Origin of the sequence: Nostoc sp. MG11 (assembly GCF_014904695.1) — a bacterium.
Taxonomy (GTDB): domain Bacteria; phylum Cyanobacteriota; class Cyanobacteriia; order Cyanobacteriales; family Nostocaceae; genus Komarekiella.
Map to the genome: position 1 here is coordinate 82,915 of NZ_JACXXN010000014.1, position 18,477 is coordinate 101,391.

Genomic DNA, 18,477 nt, shown 5'->3' on the forward strand with positions numbered 1-18,477 from the left:
ATAATTAAGTTCTTATAAAGAAATACACATTATTGCGTTGATATTACAGCTTAAACTCTAGCTGAGTTTTAAGTTGATTTAACAAATTTTGCTCAAATTCTTGATTACTTGATAGACCATAGTGGCGAATATTAAGCAATATATAATTGAATATTTTTAAATTAACTTGTGAGGAATTTGATTGTATTAACTTAATTAATGGTCGATGGCTTAAATGCGGCGCAATCTCGTCTGTGGTGAGAACACTTCCCAAAGGTTGAACTTGGGCGCTCGCTTCTCGTGTAGCTTGCCAAGTATCTATAGATTCTAGATATCTTTCACCAAAGTAAGTAAATTTTGCTAGACTCACAAATGCCACTAAAGACCATAAGATAATGGCTTTTTTATGTTGTAGCAATCCTTTTCCTACTGCTAAGCTGGAAATTAGAGATAATAACAGGAATGGCAAAATTGGTAGAGAGTACCGATGCAGCAATTCTTTTTGAGGTTGGTAGTCGGCAAAAAGGTTGATAGCTAAACAGGGAATAGCACTAATTAAAAAAGAAGAAATAGGCGCTTGTCCTTGACTTATTAAGTAAACTGCTTGGTCAAAAATTCCTAAGTCCCAAGCAGTTGATTGAAATAGTTCGTGCCGTAAGCTACTAGAAGCGAATAAAACTAACGCACTTATACCAATCATCCAACCAACAGTACCAAGCTTCAAGTTTTTTTTCATTCTGTGAGTAATTTTATATAATTTGATTAATTTTTCACAAATAGAAATACATCATCACGTTGGTATGTTAACTGAAATATTGACTGATTTTTTAGTTTATTTACTAAGCCAAGAGCAGATTCAGAAGTATCTGACCAACCAGGATGGCGGACATTTAGCAATACAAAATCAAACGTATTTAATTCCTCGAATGATGGAACATTAGTAAATTTACACTTAATTAGTTTTCGCTGGCTTAAATGCGGAGCAATGTGTTCTGTGGTAAGTAGATTTCCTGATGACGAAACTAGAGCGATCGCTTCTCGTGTAGCTTGCCAATTATCCAGATATTTCAGATGTTGTGAGGCAAAAAAACCAAATTTAGCTAAAGCAAAAAACCCTACCAACGACCACAAAATAATTGCTCTTTGGGTTCGTAGCCATGTCCTCTCTACTGCTAAATTGTCAATTACAGCTACCATCAGAAATGGTATAACTGGCAGCGAGTAATGAAAAATCAAGTTTTTTTGTGATGGATGATTGGCAAGAATGTTGAGTACTAAACAAGGAATAGCACCAATCAAAGCTGTCACTTGAGGCAAAAGTCCCCAAATTACAGGTGCTAACAACAGAAGCAAATATTCTAAGTTAGTTAATGAAAAGACTTTTCCTAAGATTAGTTCTGGTTGAGACAGCAAAATCTTAGCCATTTCGGGGAAGGAGTTTCCCAGATAACTATACCGATAAAGATGACGTTCTAGTAACGCTGCTTCACTCCCGAAAAATGGGATGATCCCTTTATTAGCAATTAAAAACCAGGCAATACCACTAATAAGAGCGATCGCACCATATAGTCGCCGCTTTTCAAAAAAAAGTAACCAAACTCCCATCGCGGCAACTGTTAAAGATAATACCGCTTTACATCCCAACACTATAAGAATACTTAAACAAAACCATCCTACCTGACCTAGCCGTGCCGCTAACACCGCTGCCAAAAGTGCTGGGATGGCGATCGTATCTGGGTGAAAATCAAACAGATTGGCGTTATACACTAATGGATACAGCAGGTAAACTGCCACCATTGCTACTGCTTGGCTTTCTTTCAATCCAGCTTGACGGGCCAGATACCATGTAGGCAGAGCACCTAATGCCAAGGCGGCTGATTGCACTGCAAACAACCAGTAAACACTGGGATAGATTTTGTACAGCAAAGCCAAGGGATACAATATCCAAGCAGCATGGTCGCCAAGAATATGAAAACCCAAAAAAGAAGAAATCGGCGGTTGTCCCTGACTAATTAAGTAAACTGCTTGGTCAAAAATTCCTAAGTCCCAAGCGCCTGAATTAAACAGCTCGTGTCGTAAGCCGCTGGACGCGAACAAAATTAAGGCACTTATGCCAATCATCCAACCAACAGAACCAAGCTGATTCAGTGTTTTTCCCATTCCCCATTCCCCAGTCCCCAGTACCCAATCCTCTTCACCCTACCCAGCGTTCTTGGGCAAATCCTACAGCAATCTTGGCGAGTAATGTCATAAACAAGCCCAACATTAAATATCCCTGACGCGGATGGCGAGATAGCAGCATACCTATGGCTATACTCAGAGGCACAATCCCATAAGCAAGACGGCTCAAGGAGATAGTACCCCCAGAGGCTAGCAGCAGACCAATACCGCAAAAGCCATAGAGAACAGTAACGGGGGTCAGTTGCGTGCGTAATCGCCATAACATATAGCCTCCACCCAAGACCATAAACGCGTTCAGCAAGTTATTGGTCAACTGTTCGTTCGCCAGTATCAACAAAAATAAGACAAACGCGTAAAAGCCATAGACTACCTTCACAGAACTCAAATGTTTACGGTAACGCCATAAAAGATAACCACTGGCAAAAATTACGCCAAAGCATAAAGGATACCAGGGATCTTTAATAATCCCGCCAGATGAGTCTTTAATCCACCCAAATTGCCAATTGTTTGTGCCAAATGGAATTTGCATGAGCATATTTAACCAACCCTGCCAATCAAATCCTAAGGAGGGTCGCCATCCCCGCTGTGCTTCGATAAACGCTAAGGGATCGCCAAAAGAAATCGCACAATACAGACTAAATAAAAGTAGCCCAATAGCGGTAGCTAAACTAGCAACATAGGCAATAGGTGGTCTGCGTTCTTTCCAAGATGCGATCGCCAAGGCTGGAATTAGCGCCATCCCTGTGGGTCGTGTTGCTGTGGCCATTGCACCCCAAAAGGCAGTCCAGCCATACTGCTTTTGATCAAAGGCTCGTAAAGCAGCTGTACTCAAAAACAAATACAGCCCTTCTGTGTAAATCACCCCCGTAAACATAGACGACGGACACCAAGACAACACCGCAGTCGCCCACTGCGCGGCGCTGATCCCATAATGCTCTTTGACCCAAAAGTACAAGCAGTAAAGCGCTGCGAAAAATGCCAAATTGTTCACCAGCGTACCTGCCATTTCAAACGGCAAGCCCAACTTCATCAACACCCAGATGCTTAAGGGAAATAGGGGAAAAAAAGCTAGATTATGCTGTTTGCCGTCATTGACAAATTCATACCCGGAAGTGACGATCGCCCGGTAATGCATACTATCCCAAGCGTCAAAAACCTCCCAGCCAAAGCGCGGCACAATTCCCTCTACTGGTAACGGCAGATTTGGCGCAACCAGCAACATGGCAGTCAAAATAAATATTCGGCTGACAAGCCACATTATTGCAGGAAAGAAAAAATCATTTTTCCATAAAAGTTTTTTTATAACTATCTGAATTGCCATAGACTTGAGTGTTTCAACAGACTCCTTTATGCATCCTCTTACCTATGGCTGTAACACAGCAATTTATGAGTAACGTTTTGCACATTCAATCCTCTACCACTAAAAAGATCAGCACTTAGTTGAAAGTATTTCCTATTTAGTCATTTTTGCGAAAATTCTCAGCATTTATATTTATATATAGTATTTATGAACACATATTTTATCTATTTCCAGGAAAATTGAGCAACTTTGAGAAGAAGTCTATTGATTATGGCGATCGCTGTTATTAATGAGTCCCAAGCAATTTATAGTGGGAGTTGTCTGTAAATCCTGAAGCAATTGTGAAAGCGATTACTCTTGTTGGTTCCACTGGTTCTATTGGTACTCAGACTTTAGATATCGTCACTCAGTACCCAGATCAGTTTCGGATTGTAGGATTAGCAGCCGGGCACAATGTGGAAATGTTGGCTGCTCAGATTCGGCAGTTTCGACCAGAAATTGCTGCGATTTGCTCAGAAGATAAATTGCCAGCACTCCAAGAAGCTATTAAAGACCTTGATCCCCAACCGATTTTACTGGCTGGCGAAGCTGGAGTGATAGAAGTTGCCCGCTACGGCGATTCCCAAACGGTTGTTACGGGTATTGTTGGTTGTGCTGGGTTGCTACCCACCATCGCCGCTATTGAAGCTGGTAAAGATATTGCCTTAGCGAACAAAGAAACCCTGATCGCTGGCGGCCCTGTTGTTCTCCCCCTAGTGGAGAAACACGGCGTAAAACTACTACCAGCCGACTCCGAACATTCTGCTATATTTCAGTGCCTTCAAGGTGTGCCCAAAGCTGGCTTGCGGCGGATTTTACTCACTGCATCTGGTGGGGCTTTCCGAGATTGGGATGTAGAAAAGTTGGCAGAAGTAACGGTTGCTGACGCCCTCAAGCATCCCAATTGGTCGATGGGACGTAAAATCACGGTTGACTCTGCCACTTTGATGAATAAGGGCTTAGAAGTGATTGAAGCTCACTTCTTGTTTGGGTTGGATTATGACGATATCGATATTGTCATTCATCCCCAAAGCATTATTCACTCGCTAATTGAACTGCAAGATACTTCAGTTTTAGCCCAACTCGGCTGGCCGGATATGCGTTTACCTCTGCTGTATGCTTTATCTTGGCCTGAACGCATTTATACCGATTGGGAACGACTAGATTTAGTAAAAGCGGGAAATTTAACTTTCCGCGAACCAGATCACCAAAAGTATCCTTGTATGCAGTTGGCTTATGCTGTGGGTAGGGCTGGTGGCTCAATGCCGGCTGTATTAAATGCAGCAAATGAACAAGCTGTAGCGTTATTTTTAGAAGAAAAAATTCGGTTTTTAGATATTCCCCGGTGTATCGAATTGGTGTGCGATCGCCATCAAAATGATAACTGTGCAAATCCTTCTTTAGATGACATTGTGGCAGCAGATAAATGGGCAAGGCAAGAAGTTTTAATAGCAACTGAAAAGCTACAAACTCACTCGCGGATAATTTCTCTGCGATAAAATCGTTCAGCCTTCAGCTTAATGCTGAAGGCTAATAATCGTTTTAAAATGTCACTTGACTTTTATCTCTTATTTCAATCAGCCAAAAACACATTTATCTATTTATTTACAGCTAAGAAATTAAGCTTAATTTTTGTCTAAAATATACCTAATAAACTCTTAATTACGCAGAATATTTATATATCTACGACTAAATAAAAATTATTCAAAAATTTACAAAACAAGTTGTTTGACGTCTGAATTCTTTTTATATTTTCGGGTATAGTCGTTGTGGGATTCTCAAACAAAAAACCAAGTTTAGTAGTTTAGTTGTAAATGAGGATCATAACTTTTGTATTAGGAATTATTACCACAAGAAAAATTTACTCTTTCTAAATAAACCCTTTTTTACAACAGAGCGATTCTCAAGGAGTTATATATGATTGTTACCTTGATTGTAGCTTGGATCGTCTTTACAATATTGTGGAAATTGCTAAAAACAACCGTAAGCAATGCGTTGACTATTGCTGCGATCCTGGTCTTATTAAATATTAGTTTTGGTATTACTCCCCAAGATATTTGGCATCAGATAACTCAATTTGCTCAGAGTCTGTCACAAATTCAAGGTAGCAAGTAGTCAGGATGAAATTAGAAACGTCTATTTATTTAGGTAACGCGGAAACTTTTGCCAATGCATCCTTAAAACTTGCAGGTAACTGAGGCATAATCTTGCCTCTCTCGCGATCTAAAGCTACTAAAGTCACCTTGGCAGTAACGTACAATTGTTCTCCATCAATTGAAGCGATCGCATAATCCCAATTGATGCGGACACCAGTTACCTCAGCCATGCGGGTTTTTACGACCACTGCCATACCTAATTGAACTGAACGATGATACTGTATTGACAGTTCCACAACTGGTAAATCGCAGCCTAAAGCTACTAAATCAGCAAATTCAATCCCTATCGAGCGCAAGCATTCGATCCGCGCTTCTTCCATCCAAGCAATATATGAACCATGCCAGACAACACCTGCATATTCAGTATGGTGCGGTTGGACTCTAATAGGATATTCAAACCAACTCTCATAAGCCCTCAGTGATGGAGTATCAATAGCACTGATTGGCGGTAGTTGCGGTTGGCTAGGTTTTTTTTCTGACATCTTTAAGTTTCTAAGCAGCTAGAAATTTTCCAGATATTAAATAGCATAAAAGTCTATTGCATTGCAGAACTTATTGATTTAATATTTACAATTCTGAACGCAAAGAGTGTTTTGTTATGCTGCTTAATCTCCGCTACGTTAATCTGATAACTTTAACTGTATTTAGTTTACTAGGTTTTGGGATGGTGTACCCAGAAGGTAAACAAGTAACCTCAAATGCCAAGTTGCAGTACCACTACGGAGAAAAAGCTCAGGCTTCACCAATAACAATAGCCGATTAGAAATCGAGAAGCTCAACAAAGAGGCTATCGAGCAATTTCAGCGAAGGCGATTTCCAGAAGCATTACAGAGATTACAGAAAGCATTAGCCATAACTAGAGAATTTGGAGAACGCTCTTGGGAAGCCGTAACATTTAATAACATCGGGAGAGTATACCAAAGTCAAGGTCAGTATTCACAAGCACTACAATCTTATCAACAAGCTTTAGTTATTGATAAAGAAATTGGAGATGCTGTCCGCCTTGGCAAAACCTACAGTAATATTGGTTACTTATTTGATATCCAAAACAAACCAGATTTAGCTATTTTTTTCTACAAGCATTGCTTGATTAATCGTGAGAAAGCTCGCTTGAATCCATCAGCACTTTCTGTACAACAACCAGATGCTTACAGCATAACTGTTGCCCAGACATATCGCATTTTGGCAGAACGATTGCTTAAACAGGAACGTGTTGCTGAAGCGCAAAGAACAATGGATTTACTCAAAGTTGAAGAACTAGAGGAATATCTCCAAAATGTGCCAGGTAATCAACGCACTGCTAAAGGCATTGAGATTGTAACAAGAGAAAAACCAATTAAACAAAAGTTGGAACAAACTCTAGCTCAGGCTATTGTACTGGGTAAAGAACTGACAACATTACGTAAAATTTCTCCTCAAAAGCGATCGCCTCAACAAGAACAACGCATCGAGCAATTAGTATTAACTCAGCAGCAACAGTTAGAAGCATTTAATAAATTTATCACTAGTTCCGCTGTTACCGCACAGGTAGAGCAAATTAGCCGCACAGCAAGACAGCAAAATTTAGATTTAGAGAGTCTTAATCAAGTTCGGGATAATTTAGCGCGATTACCTCAAAAATCTGCACTTCTTTACCCACTGATTTTAAAAGATAGCTTGGAATTGGTTTTGGTAACTCCCGAATCTCCACCAATTCATCGCACCGTTGCTGTGACAAGCAAAAACCTCAGTCAGACAATTGTTGCTTTCCGCCAAGCTTTAAAAAATCCCAGTCGCAATCTCAAAACACCTGCACATCAATTATATGACTGGCTAATCAAGCCGATAGAAAACGACCTGAAGCTCTCAGGTACACAAACTCTAATTTATGCTCCAGATGACCAGTTACGCTACATTCCTATAACTGCTTTATTTGATGGGAAATGGTTAGTCCAACGCTTCAGCGTTAATCACATCACATCTGCTAGCCTGAGTAACTTGAACACCCCAAATCAATCTAATTTGCGGGTTTTAGCTGGTGCTTTTACTAAAGGTAATTATCAAATTAAAGTTGGTAATCGGCAGTTTGCTTTTGCCGGATTGCCATTTGCAGGGCGAGAAGTGGAAAGCTTATCAAAAGTAGTTCCTGAAACAAAGAAACTTTTAGACGATGCTTTTAGCCCCAAAGTCACTGTACCGCAAATGGATGATTATTCAATTGTCCATTTAGCTACTCATGCAGCTTTTGTAATGGGTAAACCAGAAGATTCATTTATTTTATTTGGGAATGGCGATCGCGTTAACCTCAGAGATGTCGCCACTTGGTCACTTCCCAATGTGGATTTGGTAGTTTTAAGTGCCTGCGAAACCGGCTTAGGAGGCTCGTTAGGCAATGGTGAGGAAATTTTGGGTTTTGGTTATCAGATACAAAAAACTGGTGCTAAGGCAGCAATTGCTTCCTTGTGGGCTGTGGATGATGGTGGTACGCAAGCATTGATGAGTGCTTTTTATGCTACGCTGCCATCAGGCAAGTTGACAAAAGCCGAAGCCTTACGACACGCTCAAATCTCTTTAATTACTGGAAAATGGAAGGGAAATCACAATACATCTACAGCAGCAGTTGGTGACTTCAGTCACCCGTACTACTGGGCACCCTTTATTTTAATTGGTAATGGACTTTAGCTATTGAGCGATCGCAACCTTTGTCAATAGTGATCGCGTCATCCTATGACAGATTAGTCTAAAATTGTAGAGCAAAAGTAGCAATTACTACTTTATAAATAAATATTTGATCCCATTGATAAAGCTTTCTTTGCCACAAAACAAACTGGCAAGTTTAAGGCAGAAACCCTGACAAAAATTTACACTGGTCTGATGATTCGGAAGCCCTGACCCGATTGTCTATAATATTGAACACCCTTAATTTTAATTGGCAATACGTTTTAATACCTTCGAGCTTCTAGCTCACAACCCTTTGGGTGAGATTTTAGCAAACTTGCAAAAAGATGTGACAGGCTAGCGATGAGCCAATTACTTAACGGTAATAGAGAATTGGTAATAGGCGATGTCAACCAAACCACTATTCCCCATTACCGATGATTAATTTCCAATTTGCCATCGACTCTTGGAAGCTTAATATTTCTTGGCAAGAGTTTTAGAAACTGTCCCAGTTTGCATGGATTGCTTGACAAGATTAGCTAATTCTTGTAACTGGTTAATTGCCTCTGCACCCTCTAACTTCATTAATTCGCGGTCATCCCGCATCTCCGTCCAAGTTATTCCGTAATCAGACACTAAAAACCGAATCAGGTGGTTATCACCCAAGCTAACCATAAATGATGCACTATTCATCTGATCACCACAGGTATAGCAGGACGCAGGATATCCACGTCGTTCTAGTACAATTGCCAAGGCTTGTAGGTTCATTACCAAGTCTTGGACGAATTGTCGGTGTTGATGTGCTAGTCTCAGAAACACTTTTGTCCTCCAGACACCACAGTCATTTGAGTCTCTTTTATATTTTCTTTAGATTTTCTCACCCATTGGTATTGTAAACTATCCATTACAATTCCAAGAAATAGATGAAGCCATTAATAGACTACCTTGCTTAGGGTAGTTGATAACGAATTTGACTGCCGTATCAAATTATTCAATTCGTAAACTCAAAATTTCAGACATAATTGCTAAACTTAGTTTTGTCTTCATAACAGTATTGTCAGGATAGATTATTACTGGCAGCTATCCGTTTTAAGAGTAACTTAAATTTGGCACTAGTCAACTACAGAAAAGCTACATATTCCATTTTTATGGGCAATGTGCAGTCAAATTTACTACTTAAAGAGGCTCTAACGCCACTTCACGCTGTTTTACTCCCTCTTGTTCATATCTTTATAATGTGTATTCTTTAACATAGATTCTGTATCACCAGATTCTTGGAGATACAAAGTTAAACTCTCCTATGTGAAGTTTAGCAAACGCCTGTACAGACTAAAGATTTAGATCTTAGCTAATTGCAATTTTTTATACATTTACTTGCTTAATGCATAAAAGTAAATGTAAAATCCACAATCGATAGATCTAATACTGAGAATAACCAAACTCCGAAGAGTAATGTTGCCATTTCGGCAATATTTTCAGCCTTCGGGGTACTTACCTAAAAAAGTTACATCAGTCACAGAAAATCTCATTCTGATATGAGGGCAGCGTCGGTAGAGGCTTTTTGATTTCATGAACTACACCCAGCTAAATTTGCTTGGGTGGGGTGTATTAATATTCAGGCCTAACGCATGTAGTTTATAATCCGTTAGTCTTGAGTCATAAGCAATTTCACATTCATACATGGGTAAGGGTTAAAGAGAAATAGCATCAGAAAAATTCAATACTTTTAACTTTTTCCCTTTACCCTTTGTCCGACTTCTGCAAAAAGTCTATTAGTCACTACAGCTAACCTAAATTAAATGACTAATGACTAATAGCTAAACTCCACTCAGTTGTTTTTTCAGCTTCAGCGTTGGGATTTGCTTCTGGACTATCAGCTTCAGAGGGTGGAACTAACTGCCAGAACTTCGGCAAGTATTCTTGCCAGTTTTGCAGAATCTTGTTTGCTTTTGGTGAACCAGTGCGTTCCACATGAGTTTTAATTAACTCTTGCAGTTGTTTTGCACCTGCTTCTGTAATCACCTGCTGTATTTTAACAATTTCTGGGTTGACCAACTCAGGAAATGAGCCGTCTTCATCCAAGAAGTATGCTAATCCACCAGTCATCCCAGCAGCGACGTTACGTCCAACCTTGCCGAGGACAACAATCACGCCACCAGTCATGTACTCGCAGCAGTGATCCCCAGCGCCTTCAATAACTGCTGTGCCTTTAGAGTTACGCACAGCAAAGCGCTCTCCTGCTAAGCCGTTGGCAAACAGGACGCCACCAGTAGCACCGTAGAGGCAGGTATTGCCCACAATCACATTTTGTGACGGGTCATAAGTAGCATCAGATGGAGGTGTGATAATGATTTCACCACCATGCATACCCTTACCTACATAGTCGTTGGCCTCACCTTCTAGCGTTATAACTATACCAGGGAGGTTGAAGGCTCCAAAGCTTTGTCCAACACTGCCTTGAAAGTTGAGGTTAATTTGTCCTTCAAAGCCGCTATCGCCGTACTGGGAAGCGATCGCCCCTGCTAAGCGTGTGCCTACTGTTCTGTCGGTGTTGACTATTGGGAAGGTTTTGGTGACAGTAGACTGTTTGCTAATAGCAGCTTTAATTTCGGGATCGGCAAGCAATTGATCATCTAAGACTACGCCGTTGCTGTGAACTTGTTCATGCATCAACCAACTGCGATTTTCTCTGGTATCTGGTAGCTGAAGTAAGCAGTCGAGGTTCAGCGCTTGTGTTTTAGTGAGTTTTGCCTCTTGGCGGATTTTTAATAAATCTGCACGTCCAATGATTTCCGACAAGGAATGGTAGCCGAGTCTTGCTAAGAGACTACGCACTTCTTCGGCAATGAAGTAGAAGAAGTTAACGACGTTTTCTGGCATCCCTGTAAACCGCTTGCGGAGTTCTTCTTTCTGGGAAGCGACACCCACGGGGCAGTTATTTGTGTGGCAGATCCGTGCCATGATACAACCTTCAGCAATCATGGCGATGGAACCAAAACCGAATTCTTCGCCGCCCATCAATGCACCTATTACCACATCCCAACCACTTTTAAATCCACCATCTACGCGCAAAATCACGCGATCGCGTAGACTATTTTGCATCAAAACGCGATGCACTTCGCTTAAACCGAGTTCCCAAGGTGAACCAGCATGTTTAATCGAACTAAGTGGGGATGCTCCTGTACCGCCATCGTGACCGGAAATCTGAATGATATCAGCGTTAGCCTTTGCCACACCTGCGGCAATTGTACCGATGCCGATTTCTGCAACTAGCTTCACCGATACCTGCGCTCTGGGGTTAATTTGGTGCAGGTCAAAAATTAGCTGTGCCAGGTCTTCAATGGAATAAATATCGTGGTGCGGTGGCGGCGAAATCAGCGTGACCCCTGGTTTGGAGCGCCTTAACATCGCAATATAGGGACTAACCTTGGGCCCTGGCAGTTGTCCACCTTCGCCAGGCTTTGCACCTTGGGCAATTTTGATTTCAATTTGTTTGGCGCTGCTGAGGTACGCTGGGGTGACACCAAAGCGTCCTGATGCAACTTGCTTAATCGCACTAGAAGCAGTGTCACCGTTCTGCAATCCTTTTAAATGCGGTAGGGTTGGCGAGTGACCAAACTCGTCTACATCATCTAGGACTGTGTAGCGCACTGGGTCTTCACCGCCTTCCCCAGAGTTGGATTTACCGCCAATCCGATTCATCGCGATCGCCAAAGTTTCATGCGCTTCTCGTGACAAAGCGCCTAAAGACATCCCACCAGTGCAGAAGCGCTTGACAATTTCACTAACTGACTCCACTTCTTCTATGGAAATTGGCGAGCGATTGCTTTGGAAATCGAGCAAATCACGCAAGGCTGTTACTGGTCTGCCTTGAAGATGCTTTTTATAAACTTCGTAATGGTCGTACTCTTTGCTATCCAAGGCCTTATGCAGAGCCTTTACCATTTCTGGGCTATTCATGTGGTACTCGCCACCAGGACGATACTGCACAAACCCCAGGTTTTCTAACTTCTTGGTCGTTACCGGGAAAGCCTTGACGTGGAAGGAAAGCACTTCATCTGCGAGTTCCTTGATACTCAAACCACCAATACGAGAAGTCGTACCACGGAATCCGAGTTCTATTAAATCCCTACCAATGCCAATGGCTTCAAAGATTTGCGCTGCTTGATAACTGGACAGCAAAGAAATTCCCATCTTGGAGAGAATTTTTAACAAACCTGACTCTACGGCTTTACGATAATTTCCTAAAGCTTGCTCTAGTGTGAGGGCTGGAATTTTCTGCAAACCCATTAACTTTTTAGTTTTGGGGTCAAACCACCAATCGCGCACCGTATCTAAAGCCATATACGGGCAAATTGCGCCTGCACCATAGCCAATGAGACAAGCAAAGTGATGTGTGCTCCAGCACTGGGCTGTATTAACAATCAGGGATGTTTTCATTCGCAACCCTTCGCTAATCAGGTGATGATGTACAGCACCCACCGCCAACAGGGGAGGAATGTATGTGTATTCAGTATCGAGGACAGGGCGATCGCTAAGAATTAAAATTTTCGCACCTGCTCGGACTGATTCAGCTGCTTGTGCTTGTAAAGACTGCACTGCTGCTTTCAATCCTTCGGGGCCGTTGGCAATTGCAAATAGGGTTGACAACTCAGCCGTGGCAAATCCCGACAGCTTAATTGCCCCTAACTCTGCTTCTGTCAATAGTGGTGATTCTAGCTTCAGTCTCCGGGCATATTCTGGCTTTGCCTCTAATAAGTTACCCCGTTCACCCAGTTCTACTTTCAAGGACATTACTAGCTTTTCCCGTAGGGGGTCAATTGCTGGGTTCGTCACTTGAGCAAAGCGCTGTTTGAAATAGTCATAAAGCAGGTGGGGTTTTGTTGAAAGCACTGCTAAAGGAATATCATCACCCATGCAGAAAGTTGGCTCTGAACCGGCGATGGCCATTGGTTGAATCACCATTTCTACATCTTCTGATGTGTAGCCAAAGGCTGTTTGACGCTGAAGCAAAGTTTGTCTGTCAATTGTCACTTGCTCCATATCATTTGTCATTTGTCCTTTGCCATTGCCATTGCCATTTGCTAATGAGGAATGACTAATGACTAATGACTTTAATTCTTGGCGATGCTGGCGCAACCATTCCCCATACGGTTGCTGCTTGGCGATGCGCTGCTTAATCTCCCAATTTTTCAGCACTTCATGGTTTACTAAATCCACAGCAATCATTTGCCCTGGCCCAAGTCTCCCTTTCTCAAGAATGCTGGCTTCTGGGAAATTCACTACACCTGCTTCAGAAGCGACGACGATGTAGTCATCCTTGGTGATCACGTAGCGAGCTGGTCTTAAGCCATTACGATCTAGTGTTGCACCAACTTTTTGCCCATCACTGAATACCAAAAGTGCTGGCCCATCCCACGCTTCTTGCAGACCACTGTAATACTCGTAAAAATCGACAATTTCTGGATAGTTCTGCAAAGAAGGCTGATTTTGGTAAGCCTCTGGAACCATAATCATCAAGCTTTCTGAGGGGCTACGACCAGAACGCACCAGTAACTCCAGCACGTTATCTAGAGTGGCGGAGTCGCTGTTGTCAATATGGACTAATGGCTTAAGTTCATTAATACGATCGCCCCATACCGAATGATTCAGGCTAGCTTCTCGTGCCATCATCCAGTTGATATTACCCAATAGGGTATTAATTTCGCCGTTGTGACCCAAAAGCCGCATCGGTTGAGCCAAGGGCCACTTGGGCATTGTGTTGGTACTAAAGCGGCGGTGATAAACAGCAAAGGCGCTCTTGTAAGCTGGATTTGTTAAATCGTTATAAAATTCTCCCAACACAGCAGAACGCACCATGCCTTTGTAAACAATTGTGCGGCTTGACAAAGAGCAGACATAAAATTCTTCTGAAATACTGGTTGCAGCCTTACTAATTCGGCGGCGAGTAATATACAGTTGCCGCTCTAGTTCATCACCACTTTTGTTAACGGAAGCTAGTAAAACTTGTTCAATCTGGGGTTGATTTTCTCTAGCTTGCACCCCCAGGAAATCAGATTGCACTGGCACTACTCGCCACCCCAGTACAGTCAGTTTTTCCTCAGCCGCTACTTGTTCAACTGTTTCCCTAGCTCTTTGTGCTGCTTCTTGGTCTGGCGGTAAAAATATCATCCCCACAGCCATATTACTGATGGATGACAATTCCCTCATCTTTTGGCCATAATCTTGCTGGAACAGCTCCCAAGGAATTGCTGTCAATATTCCTGCACCATCACCAGAGTCTTGGTCTGCGCTACAACCTCCCCGGTGTTCTAAGCAGGTCAAAGCATTTAAGGCTTTTGCCACAACTTCGTGGCTGGCATGATTCTGGCGATGAGCAATAAAACCTACACCACAAGCATCTCGTTCCTCTACCAACCACCTTGGTTCTCGGTAGGTATCTCGTGAGTCAACATTCGCTGTGATTTTCTGGTCTTGATTCATCGGTTTCTTGTTCATACCCTGTTCCTGAAGTGTTGAGTTACTAAATTTTGCGACTACTTATTGAGAAAAATTTCTTAATTTTAACGATGCACAAATACAGATTAATTACCGAAATTTAGGGAAAAAAAATTTTAACTTCGGTTTTACTTTTTAGTTAACCTGTGTTAAAATAGTTGCGTTATTTTTGTATGTGTTTATGCGGTGTTAAACAAGATACTTCTGTCCGGACATTATTCTCGCCCTGACAGACTGTTTTCTATAGTGTGAAGCTAAGTATTTTCTCAATTCCTTTTTCCAGATGCACCTTAGTTGCCAGGTAGAGCATATCTCGATCTACCTGAAATAAAACTAACATTGAACGCTGCACTACGTTTTCAAGCTAACAGTATCCCGTCCCAGTAATAAAATCAGCGTATTACAATATATACCCATTTGACAATTCCCAAATATTTCTGTTGCTGTCTAGAGTCTTGCTGCTTCACAACTGCTACTTGTTTTACTACTAACTAAACCTCACTGAAGTAGCATCAATAGCAGCGATCGCTAAGGATTGAATATCTTAATCTAGTTTTGATAACTAAAACCACCGTGTATGGTCTGGTCAGAACTAGTGCCAGTTCAAACACTTAGTTGTGGTATTTTTAGCGGCAAAATGCTTTTTTGGGTTGAAAAGTGATAACAAGCCAATATACATATTATCATACTTTTTCAAAAATAAACTCATGATTTTTTAATATTTCCCAACCATTAGTCTTTAGTTTGTTCCTTGGGTAATAGCTTTCACAAGTACCTAGTAAATTATGGTAAAAACGCCAAATTGTTACGGACAAGAACACCTTAGTACCATTACTAATCACGGCAATAGTAGGTTTTTCTGGTCAACTATGTCACCAATACTTTTGACAACACTGTGCTTGACTACTAACTATGCTACTAGTGCCCAAGAGTCCTCGACAAATGCCAAAGCAATACCAAGGTTGACCTCACAGTTGCCTACATCTCCTTTTTCAGGGGTGTTATCTTCTGGCAATCAAATTTCTCTCAATGGTCGCACATTACCAGGAACTTGGTTGCAGCGACCTGGAGGTAGTCAAGCGACAACTCATCTTAGTGACGGGGTATTTAGGCAATTAATTGGGGTAAATTTCTTAAACAGTAGTAGTCCAGCTAAACAACCAGTACAGTGGTTTTCATCCGTTACAAAGCCACTAGTTTTAACCACTAGGCTGCTGGGAGCATATCGCTATCTAGATATTACTAATTTTGCTAAAACAGCAGGATGGCAGATGCAAGCCAATGGCAACACCTTGGTGATTGTCACTCCAAAGGCGCAAGTGACCAATATTATTGAAAGTAAGCAATCTTCAGTCCCAACTGTTGCACCATTAGGGCAAGCTCGTATTTTGGTTGATTTAGATCGTCCAACTCCTTGGCAAATTACACAAGGCTTGGCAATCAAAAAACCCCAAACTCTACTCCTCGACCCAGATATACCTATCACCAAGCCAACTGCACCGCCAAATCGAGAGTGGACAATTACTCTAGATGGAATAGCCAATCCCGTCTTGATAGAACGCTACACCCCTTTACCACCTACATTACTGCCAAACCTGCTCAAACAAATATTACCAGTTACACCAACACCACCAATCCCAACAGCACCAGTTCTTGACCCGCTAATTCAAAAAGTAGAGGTAGTCAAGAATCAAACAATTATTCGTTTGAGTGTTCCCTTTGGTCAATCTCCTCAGATTAGTACTATCGCTAACCCCAATCGTCTTGTTATCGACATTCGACCCGACGCTTTAGAACAGCGGGATATCACTTGGGCGCCGGGATTACGCTGGCAACAGCGTTTTGTCAAGTTAGGCGCAGACCGCTTTCCTGTAGTTTCGTTAGAAGTTAATCCCGACAAATTTGGGCTGATGTTGAAACCCGTGTGGACGAACCCGGATACTCTTGCGGGTACTGCACCCCTAATTCAAACAGCACAGCGGTACTTGGCAGTAGCAGCAATCAATGGTGGTTATTTTAACCGCAATAATAGATTGCCCTTGGGTGCGATTCGTCGTGATGGTCAATGGTTATCAGGGCCTATTCTGAACCGGGGAGCGATCGCTTGGAACGATTCTGGGCAATTCTACTTTGGTCGTCTCACTTTGGTGGAAACTTTAACTACTGCAAATAACCTGCGCTTACCAATTCTTTTTCTTAACAGTGGCTACGTTCAGAGTGGCATTGCTCGTTACACACCAGCTTGGGGAACAACTTATACTCCCTTGACAGATAACGAAATCATCCTTGTTGTCCAGAAAGACCAAGTTACTAATCAGTTACCAGGTGGTAAAGCAGGAAATACCATCTTTCCGATTCCTCAAGATGGATACTTACTCACTTTACGCGGTAACGTTGCTACTACCTCATTACAGCTACCTGTAGGCACTACAGTCCGCATTACCAGCGCCACTGCTCCGGCTGATTTTAACCGTCATCCTCATATTGTGGGAGCAGGGCCGCTATTGCTGCAAGATCGTCAAATTGTCCTTGATGCCAAAGGCGAAAAATTCAGTGATGCCTTCATTGCAGAAAAAGCAATTCGCAGTGGTATTTGTACAACAGCAACAGGCACACTGATGATTACTGCCGTGCATAATCGTGCTGGCGGATATGGCCCTAGCTTGGCAGAACACGCACAACTAATGAAACTTTTGGGGTGTGTAAATGCCCTGAATTTGGACGGTGGTAGTTCTACCAGTCTTTACTTAGGAGGTCAATTACTCGACCGTTCTCCTAGTACTGCGGCCCGTGTTCACAACGGAATTGGTATTTTCTTGCAACCACGATAATGAAAGATGGGGTATTTGGACATTTTTTAAAGTTTGAAATAAGCTGCAACTTTAGTTGATGAAGACTTGGTGTAGACACAAAAATTTTAGTAGTGATGGTTTACACCATAACGTTTGATTTTGCTATCTTTAGCAAAGCTAGATTAAGATTGCTGATTTTCACGGTTGCAAGATCGCCCTAGATTTTTCATCAATGGTTAAGAGTACTAACGGTTTGTTATGTCTTCAAATGAGGTAACTATGGCTCAACATCAAGAAATGGCACAAACTACCACTCTGCCCCTACCCCCAGCCATCACTTCCAGAGGCGTTGCTGCAACTGAGCTGCGTCCCTGGGGTGCTTTTACAGTTTTGGAAGAAGGGCGCGGATATAAAATCAAGCGCATCGAAGTTAAGCCTGGACATCGCCTCAGTCTGCAAATGCACCACCACCGCAGCGAACACTGGATTGTCGTTTCGGGTACAGCTAGGGTGGTTTGCGGAGAGCAAGAAGTCCTCCTGAGCAATAATCAGTCAACCTATGTACCCCAATGTACGGCTCATCGTCTAGAGAATCCTGGCGTGATTCCCTTAGTGTTGATTGAAGTGCAAAATGGCGAATATTTAGGAGAGGATGATATTATTCGCTACCAAGATGACTATGCACGTACCAAAGATTAAAACTAGATGAGTGGCTCTGATATTATTCAGGAGCCACTGCGCTGCTTTTATTTGCACATACGCCAGAAGTCACCACCTTCAGAAGGCAGGAACTCCTGGCGTTGTAGCGTTAAAGTGATAATGCGATTGCTCTCATACGCCAGTATGTAGCCAGAATCAAGAACACTCATACAGATAAAGAGCAAACACACCAGAC

At 42.1% G+C, this 18,477-nt stretch carries 10 protein-coding genes and 1 pseudogene; 5 read left to right on the forward strand and 6 right to left on the reverse strand.

The genetic code is table 11. The annotated features are described in order from the left end of the window. Positions 1 to 43: 43 nt before the first annotated feature. From HCR01_RS19910 to HCR01_RS19920, 3 genes are read right to left on the reverse strand one after another with little or no spacing between them, the layout of a single operon-like run. Positions 44 to 715, reverse strand: a complete 672-nt coding sequence (locus HCR01_RS19910) for a DUF2079 domain-containing protein (protein WP_193197839.1) — start codon at positions 713 to 715, stop codon at positions 44 to 46. Between the two features lie 26 nt (positions 716 to 741). Next, positions 742 to 2,139, reverse strand: coding sequence for a DUF2079 domain-containing protein (locus HCR01_RS19915; RefSeq protein WP_193197840.1), 1,398 nt, complete (start codon positions 2,137 to 2,139; stop codon positions 742 to 744). A gap of 34 nt (positions 2,140 to 2,173) precedes the next feature. Next, on the reverse strand, positions 2,174 to 3,481 hold the full coding sequence (locus HCR01_RS19920) for a mannosyltransferase family protein (protein ID WP_193197841.1): 1,308 nt from the start codon (positions 3,479 to 3,481) through the stop codon (positions 2,174 to 2,176). A 320-nt stretch (positions 3,482 to 3,801) separates the two neighbouring features. Between HCR01_RS19920 and dxr the strand changes: the two genes are divergently transcribed. Together dxr and HCR01_RS19930 are read left to right on the forward strand one after the other, a co-directional pair. Next, positions 3,802 to 4,998, forward strand: a complete 1,197-nt coding sequence (dxr, locus tag HCR01_RS19925; protein WP_193197911.1) for a 1-deoxy-D-xylulose-5-phosphate reductoisomerase — start codon at positions 3,802 to 3,804, stop codon at positions 4,996 to 4,998. 418 nt (positions 4,999 to 5,416) lie between these two features. After that, on the forward strand, positions 5,417 to 5,614 hold the full coding sequence (locus HCR01_RS19930; RefSeq protein WP_193197842.1) for a hypothetical protein: 198 nt from the start codon (positions 5,417 to 5,419) through the stop codon (positions 5,612 to 5,614). Between the two features lie 25 nt (positions 5,615 to 5,639). Here HCR01_RS19930 and HCR01_RS19935 read toward each other — a convergent pair whose 3' ends face one another. Continuing rightward, on the reverse strand, positions 5,640 to 6,137 hold the full coding sequence (locus tag HCR01_RS19935; protein ID WP_193197843.1) for an acyl-CoA thioesterase: 498 nt from the start codon (positions 6,135 to 6,137) through the stop codon (positions 5,640 to 5,642). Positions 6,138 to 6,253: 116 nt separating this feature from the next. Between HCR01_RS19935 and HCR01_RS19945 the strand changes: the two are divergent. Then, positions 6,254 to 8,316, forward strand: a pseudogene (locus HCR01_RS19945) (CHAT domain-containing protein). A gap of 450 nt (positions 8,317 to 8,766) precedes the next feature. On the opposite strand, the gene HCR01_RS19950 reads toward HCR01_RS19945, so the two are convergent. Continuing rightward, complete coding sequence (locus HCR01_RS19950) at positions 8,767 to 9,111, reverse strand: DUF1815 family protein (RefSeq protein ID WP_191758788.1); 345 nt, start codon at positions 9,109 to 9,111, stop codon at positions 8,767 to 8,769. A 984-nt stretch (positions 9,112 to 10,095) separates the two neighbouring features. Next, the gene (gene gltB / locus HCR01_RS19955; protein ID WP_193197845.1) at positions 10,096 to 14,790 is read right to left on the reverse strand and encodes a glutamate synthase large subunit; all 4,695 of its coding nucleotides are present in this window, start codon (positions 14,788 to 14,790) and stop codon (positions 10,096 to 10,098) included. A 785-nt stretch (positions 14,791 to 15,575) separates the two neighbouring features. Between gltB and HCR01_RS19960 the strand changes: the two genes are divergently transcribed. After that, positions 15,576 to 17,621 (forward strand): phosphodiester glycosidase family protein, encoded by a 2,046-nt coding sequence (locus HCR01_RS19960; RefSeq protein ID WP_193197846.1) that lies wholly within the window; start codon positions 15,576 to 15,578, stop codon positions 17,619 to 17,621. Positions 17,622 to 17,861: 240 nt separating this feature from the next. Next, entirely contained in the window at positions 17,862 to 18,281 is a 420-nt protein-coding gene (locus HCR01_RS19965; RefSeq protein WP_193197847.1) for a phosphomannose isomerase type II C-terminal cupin domain, read from the forward strand. Positions 18,282 to 18,477: the final 196 nt, after the last annotated feature.

Coding starts and splice junctions, on each gene's coding strand:
- HCR01_RS19910 (WP_193197839.1), bottom strand. CDS start 715: ATGAAAAAAAACTTGAAGCTTGGTACTGTTGGTTGGATGATTGGTATA.
- HCR01_RS19915 (WP_193197840.1), bottom strand. CDS start 2,139: ATGGGAAAAACACTGAATCAGCTTGGTTCTGTTGGTTGGATGATTGGC.
- HCR01_RS19920 (WP_193197841.1), bottom strand. CDS start 3,481: ATGGCAATTCAGATAGTTATAAAAAAACTTTTATGGAAAAATGATTTT.
- HCR01_RS19930 (WP_193197842.1), top strand. CDS start 5,417: ATGATTGTTACCTTGATTGTAGCTTGGATCGTCTTTACAATATTGTGG.
- HCR01_RS19935 (WP_193197843.1), bottom strand. CDS start 6,137: ATGTCAGAAAAAAAACCTAGCCAACCGCAACTACCGCCAATCAGTGCT.
- gltB (WP_193197845.1), bottom strand. CDS start 14,790: ATGAACAAGAAACCGATGAATCAAGACCAGAAAATCACAGCGAATGTT.
- HCR01_RS19960 (WP_193197846.1), top strand. CDS start 15,576: ATGGTAAAAACGCCAAATTGTTACGGACAAGAACACCTTAGTACCATT.
- HCR01_RS19965 (WP_193197847.1), top strand. CDS start 17,862: ATGGCTCAACATCAAGAAATGGCACAAACTACCACTCTGCCCCTACCC.